The sequence below is a fragment of the Pantoea conspicua genome (genome assembly GCF_002095315.1).
Lineage (GTDB): Bacteria > Pseudomonadota > Gammaproteobacteria > Enterobacterales > Enterobacteriaceae > Pantoea > Pantoea conspicua.
The window spans coordinates 1-7,539 of sequence record NZ_MLFN01000086.1; the positions used below are offsets into that span (position 1 = coordinate 1).

General features: G+C 56.5%; 8 protein-coding genes. 6 read left to right on the forward strand and 2 right to left on the reverse strand.

Features of this window, described 5'->3' with window-relative positions:
- The 3 genes from HA41_RS18915 to HA41_RS18925 form a co-directional block, all read left to right on the forward strand.
- A partial coding sequence (locus HA41_RS18915) for a TOBE domain-containing protein (RefSeq protein ID WP_143807374.1) occupies positions 1–485 on the forward strand: 485 nt, incomplete at its 5' end.
- Between the two features lie 10 nt (positions 486–495).
- Entirely contained in the window at positions 496–1,326 is an 831-nt protein-coding gene (locus HA41_RS18920; protein WP_094122048.1) for a phosphodiesterase, read from the forward strand.
- 163 nt (positions 1,327–1,489) lie between these two features.
- Positions 1,490–3,058 (forward strand): sensor domain-containing diguanylate cyclase, encoded by a 1,569-nt coding sequence (locus tag HA41_RS18925; RefSeq protein ID WP_094122049.1) that lies wholly within the window; start codon positions 1,490–1,492, stop codon positions 3,056–3,058.
- Between the two features lie 164 nt (positions 3,059–3,222).
- Here HA41_RS18925 and bcp read toward each other — a convergent pair whose 3' ends face one another.
- Complete coding sequence (bcp, locus tag HA41_RS18930) at positions 3,223–3,690, reverse strand: thioredoxin-dependent thiol peroxidase (protein ID WP_094122050.1); 468 nt, start codon at positions 3,688–3,690, stop codon at positions 3,223–3,225.
- Positions 3,691–3,847: 157 nt separating this feature from the next.
- Complete coding sequence (locus HA41_RS18935) at positions 3,848–4,429, reverse strand: glycine cleavage system transcriptional repressor (RefSeq protein WP_094122051.1); 582 nt, start codon at positions 4,427–4,429, stop codon at positions 3,848–3,850.
- Positions 4,430–4,572: 143 nt separating this feature from the next.
- Here HA41_RS18935 and dapA point away from each other — a divergent pair, with 143 nt between their 5' ends.
- From dapA to purC, 3 genes are all read left to right on the forward strand, one after another.
- The gene (gene dapA, locus HA41_RS18940; RefSeq protein WP_094122052.1) at positions 4,573–5,451 is read left to right on the forward strand and encodes a 4-hydroxy-tetrahydrodipicolinate synthase; all 879 of its coding nucleotides are present in this window, start codon (positions 4,573–4,575) and stop codon (positions 5,449–5,451) included.
- A 14-nt stretch (positions 5,452–5,465) separates the two neighbouring features.
- Entirely contained in the window at positions 5,466–6,497 is a 1,032-nt protein-coding gene (bamC, locus tag HA41_RS18945) for an outer membrane protein assembly factor BamC (protein WP_094122053.1), read from the forward strand.
- A 147-nt stretch (positions 6,498–6,644) separates the two neighbouring features.
- Positions 6,645–7,358 carry a phosphoribosylaminoimidazolesuccinocarboxamide synthase gene (purC, locus tag HA41_RS18950; RefSeq protein WP_094122054.1) on the forward strand — a complete coding sequence of 238 codons (714 nt, stop codon included), beginning with the start codon at positions 6,645–6,647 and terminating at the stop codon, positions 7,356–7,358.
- The last annotated feature ends 181 nt before the right edge of the window (positions 7,359–7,539 follow it).

The window sequence follows — 7,539 nt, forward strand, 5'->3', positions numbered from 1 at the left end:
CGCTCGACGCGCGCCTGCGCGAACGGCTGCGACTGGAGATCGGCGCGCTGCTGAAGCGGCTGGCGATCACCGCCGTCTACGTGACCCACGACCAGCAGGAAGCGATGGCGCTGGGCGACCGCATCGCAGTGATGGAGCAGGGCCGCCTGGTGCAGATCGATACGCCACAGGGAATTTATCAGCGTCCGGCGTCACGCTTTGTCGCTGATTTTGTCGGGGCGATTAACTGTATTGCCGAGGATCGGCATGGCAAACCGCTGCGTTTCTGTCGGCCGGAAGATGTGCTGCTGGGTGACGAGAGCCGGTATGCCCAGCAGGGTATGGTGATGGGCAGTACCTTTCTTGGCGCCTCGCAGCGCTTACTGATCGATATCGGGCTGGAAACGCCGATTCAGGTCGAACGCCACGCCCGCGAAGTCTGGCAGGCCGGACAGCGCATCAGCTGGTCGCTGGCCAGCCATGCCGCACTGGAATTTAGTTGCTAAGGAGTCAGGATTGTCTGTTCAACCTACGGTGATTGCGCAGCTCAGCGATCTGCATATCAAGGCCAATGGCCGCCTCTCTTATAAAAAGGTCGATACCCATGCGGCCTTACTGCTGGCTATCGATACGCTAAACGCGCTGCGACCGCAGCCCGATGTGGTGGTGATTACCGGCGATCTGGTCGATTTCGGCAGGCCTGACGAGTATCAGACGCTGCGCGACGCCCTGCAGCGGCTACAGCGACCCTATTACCTGATGGCGGGCAATCATGACGACCGCCAGGCTCTGCGCGCTGCCTTTCCGGATCACGCTTACCTGCAAAACGGGCCAACCCTGAACTGGCAACTGACCGTTGGCGATGTCAGGCTGCTGGCGCTTGACTCCAGCGTGCCGCAGCAGCCGTGGGGCTATGTCGATGAGCAGCAACTGCTGTGGCTGGATCGGGCGTTGAGTGCCGCGCCCGATCGGCCCACGCTGGTGATGCTGCACCATCCGCCTTTTGCCTGCGGTATCGATCATATGGATCGGCAACGGTTACGTCAGCCCGACGCGCTTGAGGCGATCATTGCCCGTCATCCGCAGGTGGAACGGGTGCTGTGCGGTCATCTGCATCGCAGCTTACAGACCCGTTTTGCCGGCACGCTGGCCTGCGTAGCGCCGGGCGCCTCGCATCAGGTGGCGCTGGATCTGCAGCCTGACGGTCCGGCGCACTTTGTGCTGGAGCCGCCCGGATTTCTGTTGCATCGCTGGCAGCCCGGAGAGGGAATGGTGACGCACCAGTGCGCCATTGGCCGCTTTTCCGGACCCTGGCCGTTTTACGATAGTCAGGGATTGATCGATTAGGACCAGATAAATTTGAATTTAGTGTGGTGCCGGCGGCCTTAACCCTGCTCAAATCCTTTGTCAGGGTGTAAACTGACGCCAGTATCGCCAGGCCATCCGGCACACGCTAATAACAATAATCAGGCACGTAATCGATGATTTTTTCACCTGCGGCGGCAACGTCATGATAAGGCGTTTTCGACCCAAAACCGATCTGCGCAATTTAATTGCACTGCTGGTCATAGTCAGCATCGTCATCACCCTCGCCAATACCCTGTACGCCACCTGGCGGGTTCAGCGTCAGGTCCTGATTGAAAGTACGCTGGAAGCTAACCGGGCCTACGCCGCGAAGCTGGCTTCCACCAGTGAAATTTTCTTTCAGCTGGCGCAGTCGCAACTGCATTACAGCGCTAACCAGATCAGTGGCGATTTCAATAATGACAAACTGCTGCAGAGCGAGGTCAACCGACTGCGCGAGCAGACCATCAGTTTTAACTCGGTCGCGGTGGTCGATCAGCAGGGGATAGTCAGAGCTATCTCGCCGGAATCGCTGACGCTTAAAGGGATGCACCTCACCAGCGACGCGTCACGAGAGGCGCTGTCGATGCGCCAGCCGATGATCAGTAAACCAACCCTTTCTGCCGCTAACAATTTGCTGGTGTTTGTCTCCTGGCCCATCTGGAGCCGGGAAGGGGACTATCTGGGCTATGTGGGCGGCACCATCTATCTGAAGAAAAAAAGCATTCTGAATGCGCTGCTGGGCGAACAGTTTTATCGCGATGGCACCAGCGTCTACGTGCTGGACAGCAATAATCAGGTGCTCTATCACCAGAATCGACAGCTGATCGGCAAAACGCTACCCGCCATCATTAACCCACGCGAGGAGCAGAGCAACGGTTCGCTGAAGCTTTCGACGGCGGGAGAGGTCACCCAGCTGGCAGGCTTTGCTGTGGTGCCGACCACCGGCTGGATGGTGGTGGCGCTCAAGCCGGTTAACGTGACGCTGGAGCCGTTATCGGGCCTGTTGATGAAGGTACTGAAAAACTCCATGCCCTTTGCGCTGTTAACGCTGCTGGTGGCGGTGATTCTGGCCCGGCTGATTGCGCTGCCGCTGTGGCAACTGGCGCGTAAGGCAAGCCGGATGGATGCGCAGGGCGTGTCAAAAGAGATAGGCGGGATCAGCGCCTGGTATTTTGAAGCTGCACAGGTCAAGCGTGCGCTGCTGACCGGCATCGGGCTGGTGCAGGATAAAATTGGCAGACTCAACTCGGAAGCACAGACCGATCCGCTGACCCAGTTGCTCAATCGTCGCGGGCTCAACGCGGTGCTGGACTATTACCAGACGCTGCGTCAGCCATTTTCGGTGCTGGCACTGGACATCGATCATTTTAAAAACGTCAACGATAGCTGGGGCCATGACGTCGGCGACCGGGTCATTCAGCAGGTCGCGAGCACGCTGCGCGCCAGCGCCCGCCAGTCTGATGTGGTCTGTCGTAACGGCGGCGAAGAGTTTCTGATGTTGCTGCCAGGCACCGCGCTGGAAGAGGCGCTGATCATTGCCGAGCGGGTGCGGCTCGGCATTGCCGAAGCCTGGCTTACCGACGTCGGACGCATTACCTTATCGATTGGCGTCTCGGCATGGAGCGGTCAGCAGGATGTGACGCTTGAAGATAGCCTGAAGCAGGCGGATGCTGCGCTCTATCAGGCGAAAAACAGCGGCCGTAACTGTGTGATTGCCGCGGCAGTCAGTTAGCCGCTGCGTTGGAAGCCGCAACCCTGGCAGGGCGCGGGTTAACGGAGAGATTCTGGCGGAGAGGCGGTAAGCCCTTTGGCGGTTGAAGCAGATCACCGCAGTCAGTCAGGGCAGTGACGCTAATAAGCAGGACGCGGCGGGCAGGCTGCCGCGTCCTGCTGCCATCAGGCGGATGTAACGTAGTCCAGCACCATGTCGTGATGATTGGAGGTTTTAAAGTTATCGAAGACCTTTTCCACCTTGCCGTCTGCATCCAGCAGGAAACTGATGCGATGGATGCCGTCATAGGTTTTACCCATAAAGGTTTTTTCACCCCAGACGCCAAACGCCTTACAGACCTCATGATCTTCATCTGACAGCAGGGTGAAGTTCAGCAGCTCTTTTTCGACAAAGCGTGACAGCTTTTCCGGTTTGTCAGTGCTGATACCCAGCACCTCCACGCCCGCTTTTTTCAATTCATCCATGTTGTCACGCAGACCGCACGCCTGGACGGTGCAGCCGGGTGTCATCGCCTTCGGATAGAAATACACCAGAACGCGCTGTCCCTGGAAGTCGGTCAAATTCACTTGTTCGCCATCCTGATCGGGCAAGCTAAATTTCGGTGCGGTATCACCGGCTTTCAGTGGATTCATCACATCTCTCCATTTTTTTATTCAGGCTGTCGGTAATACACCATCCGGCACGAAACTGCCAAATGGAAAATTACCATCAGGGGGTATTTCACCATATAGCCGGGCACGTTTCGGTGACGGTCATGTGGTGAAATAGCTCCGGTATCAACATGCGCCGTTAGCGTGTCGGGCTGATGGCTTCACTGCTGTCGGCATCCGACAGGCTGTAAAGGCGCAGCGATCCCTGGGCATTCAGCTCATGACACAGCGTATTAAAGGCCTGCTCAAACGACGTGCCTTCAGTCCGCGTCGGACTGTGGGCGGTCATTTGAATATAGAGCGTGGGAGGCAAATCGTGTTGTCCCGGTGTAATCCGGGAGACCAGTTCGGCAACATTCATCTGATGCTTATCGATCAGATCGGTGAAGCGTTCAATGATGTGCGGCGAATCCGCTACCTCAACCTGGATAAAGGCGGTATCCGGCATCGGCGGACGGCGACTGGCATTGGTCCGCTTCATGACAATCAGCAGTTCCAGTTCGGCGCCTTTCAGCGGCAGAGTGGATTCAATCAGCGTAATGGCGTTCCAGCTGCCTGACAGCAGCATGATAAAGGTGAACTCATCCCCGAGCATGGCGAGACGGCTATCTTCAATGTTGCAACCGCAGCTGCTGACGTGTCGGGTAATGGTGTTGACGATACCCGGACGGTCAACACCGAGCGCGGTGATCACCAGATGATGGGGCTGAGATTGCGGCAAAATGGCTTTTCCTGTGCATTCGCTAATAACTATAAGGTAAACATAAAAAAAACTGCTGACAAGCGCCGGAATAGCGTGGCTTGCTTGCTTTTCCCTAAGCGTAAAACGTACCATGAAGCACTTGTTTGTCGAGGGGATCGCCAATGTTTACGGGAAGTATTGTTGCACTCGTTACGCCAATGGATGACAAAGGTAATGTCTGCCGTGCGAGTCTGAAAAAACTGATTGATTATCATGTCGCCAGCGGCACCGCGGCGATTGTTTCCGTCGGCACCACAGGCGAATCGGCCACGCTGAGCCATGAAGAACACGGCGATGTGGTGATGCTGACTCTGGAGCTGGCGGATGGCCGTATTCCGGTGATCGCCGGGACCGGTGCGAATGCCACTGCAGAAGGCATCTCTCTGACTAAACGTTTCGAACGCTCCGGTGTTGTCGGCTGCCTGACCGTCACCCCTTATTACAACCGTCCCACGCAGGAAGGGTTGTTCCAGCACTTTAAAGCGATCGCTGACAGCACCAGCCTGCCGCAAATGCTGTATAACGTTCCCTCACGTACCGGTTGTGACATGCTGCCGGAAACCGTTGCCCGCCTGGCTGAAATAAAAAATATTATCGGAATCAAAGAGGCAACCGGGAACTTATCGCGGGTAAGTCAGATCCAAGAGCTGGTTAATGAAGAGTTCATTCTGGTGAGTGGCGACGATGCTACCGCACTGGACTTTATGCAACTGGGCGGCAAAGGCGTCATTTCGGTGACCGCGAACATAGCCGCGCGCGAAATGGCTGAGCTGTGCACACTGGCACAGCAGGGTAATTTCGTCGAGGCACGCCGCCTGAATCAGCGTCTGATGCACCTGCACCAGACGCTTTTCTGTGAACCCAATCCTATCCCGGTAAAATGGGCTGCGAAACAGCTAGGATTAATCGCTAACGACACGCTGCGTCTGCCAATGACGCCACTGACTGCAGCCGGCCAGCCGAAAGTGGAGCAGGCGCTGGTGAAAGCGGGTTTGCGATAATTTAGGGAGTTTGAATGAATTACTCAGTAAAGCGGTCAACGGTAGCCACAGTGGTGGGGCTTTCCACCCTGATGCTGTTGTCGGCCTGTTCAAGCGACCAGCGCTATAAGCGCCAGGTCAGCGGTGACGAATCTTACCTGCAAGCCAGCGAACTACATGAACTGAAAGCCCCTGCCGGGATGATCCTGCCGGTTCAGCGTGGCGATTTTGATGTCCCGCGCACCAGCAGCCAGGCCCCGACCGGCAAGCAGCTCGATATCCGTCCACCGGCTCAGCCGCTGGCACTGCTGAACGGTACCCGCGCGCAATACAGCAATAATACCGGCGCGTTGATGCTTGATAACAGCCGTGGCTCCGTCTGGTCGCAGGTGGTCAATGTGGTGCAGTCTTACAAATTCCCGATTGCTTCACGTAATGACGCCGGACAGCAACTGACCACCGACTGGGTACAGTGGAACCGGGCTGATGAAGATCAGCAGTACCGTGGTCGTTACCAGATTAGCGTACAGTCGCAGAGCTATCAGCAGCTGCTGACGGTTCGCCTGCTGGAACTGCAACAGGATGGCAAAACGATCACTTCACCTGCGCAGATCCAACGCTATACCGCGCAGATGCTCAATGACATCAGCACCGGAATGGATAAGATCCAGACCGCCAGCGAAAATGCGGCTTCGGGTCGGGTGAATGGCGCGATTGATGTGCAGAGCGGTGCCGATGATACCGGCCTGCCGTTGCTAATCCTGCGTACGCCGTACAACGTGGCATGGCAACGCCTGCCAGAGGCAATGAAACGCGTCGGAATGGAAGTGACCGATACGACCCGCTCAACCGGCAGCATGAAGGTGACCTATAAATCACCGGGTAGCAGCGGCTGGGATGAAGTGGGTGCCAAAGATCCCGAATTGCCAAACGGGGATTATAAAGTGCAGGTCGGCGATCTTGATAACCGTACCAGCCTGCAGTTCATCGACCCGAAAGGGCATGTCCTGACCCAGTCGCAAAATGATGCGCTGGTGGCGGTGTTCCAGGGCGCGCTGAACAAATAAAAATGACAAAGGGCCGGAGATTCTCCGGCCTTTTTTATTTTGTTTTTGGCATAATAGCGCGCGGCGAAGTAAACGATTGCGTCAAGGCAATCGCCGCAGCGGCACAGGCCGCTGGACACCCGTTATTTCAAGTCTGGAGTGAACAAGATGCAAAAGCGAGCTGAGCTGTATCGCGGTAAAGCGAAAACCGTATACAGCACCGATAACCCGGATCTGCTGATACTTGAATTCCGCAACGATACGTCAGCAGGTGACGGCGCTCGAATTGAGCAGTTTGATCGTAAAGGGATGGTGAACAACAAGTTTAACCATTTCATTATGACTAAATTGCAGGAAGCGGGTATCCCGACCCAGATGGAGGCGCTGCTGTCTGATAACGAAGCGCTGGTGAAAAAACTGGAGATGGTGCCGGTTGAGTGCGTGGTGCGCAACCGTGCCGCGGGTTCGCTGGTAAAACGTCTGGGCGTGGAAGAGGGGCTGGTGCTCAATCCACCGCTGTTCGATCTTTTCCTGAAAGATGATGCGAAACATGACCCGATGGTCAACGAATCCTATTGCGAAACCTTTGGCTGGGTCAGCAAGGCAAACCTGGCGCGGATGCAGGAACTGACCTTTAAAGCCAATGAGGTACTGAGCAAGCTGTTTGACGACGCCGGGCTGATTCTGGTCGACTTCAAGCTGGAGTTCGGTCTGTTTAACGGCGAAGTGACGCTGGGCGATGAGTTCTCGCCAGACGGCGCGCGCCTGTGGGACAAAGAGACGCTGGATAAAATGGACAAAGACCGTTTCCGCCAGAGCCTGGGCGGCGTGGTTGAAGCCTATGAAGCCGTTGCTCAGCGACTGGGCGTGAAGCTCGACTAAGCCACACCGCACAGCAGAGAAAGGAGAGCCCCGGCTCTAATGCTTGTCGGTTAAGGTTAAATTTGCAAAGGCTGTCACGGTCAGACGTGGCAGCTTTTTTGTCTGGGCGAGCGTGCTGCAGTGCGGGCCTGAGCACCTCTGCTGCTGCCGGGCCGTCCTCGCGCCGCTGCGCGGTACCTTC

What these genes read in the sequence shown, in the direction of transcription:
- bcp (WP_094122050.1), bottom strand. Translation starts at nt 3,690, where the DNA reads ATGAATCCACTGAAAGCCGGTGATACCGCACCGAAATTTAGCTTGCCC.
- purC (WP_094122054.1), top strand. Translation starts at nt 6,645, where the DNA reads ATGCAAAAGCGAGCTGAGCTGTATCGCGGTAAAGCGAAAACCGTATAC.
- HA41_RS18925 (WP_094122049.1), top strand. Translation starts at nt 1,490, where the DNA reads ATGATAAGGCGTTTTCGACCCAAAACCGATCTGCGCAATTTAATTGCA.
- dapA (WP_094122052.1), top strand. Translation starts at nt 4,573, where the DNA reads ATGTTTACGGGAAGTATTGTTGCACTCGTTACGCCAATGGATGACAAA.
- bamC (WP_094122053.1), top strand. Translation starts at nt 5,466, where the DNA reads ATGAATTACTCAGTAAAGCGGTCAACGGTAGCCACAGTGGTGGGGCTT.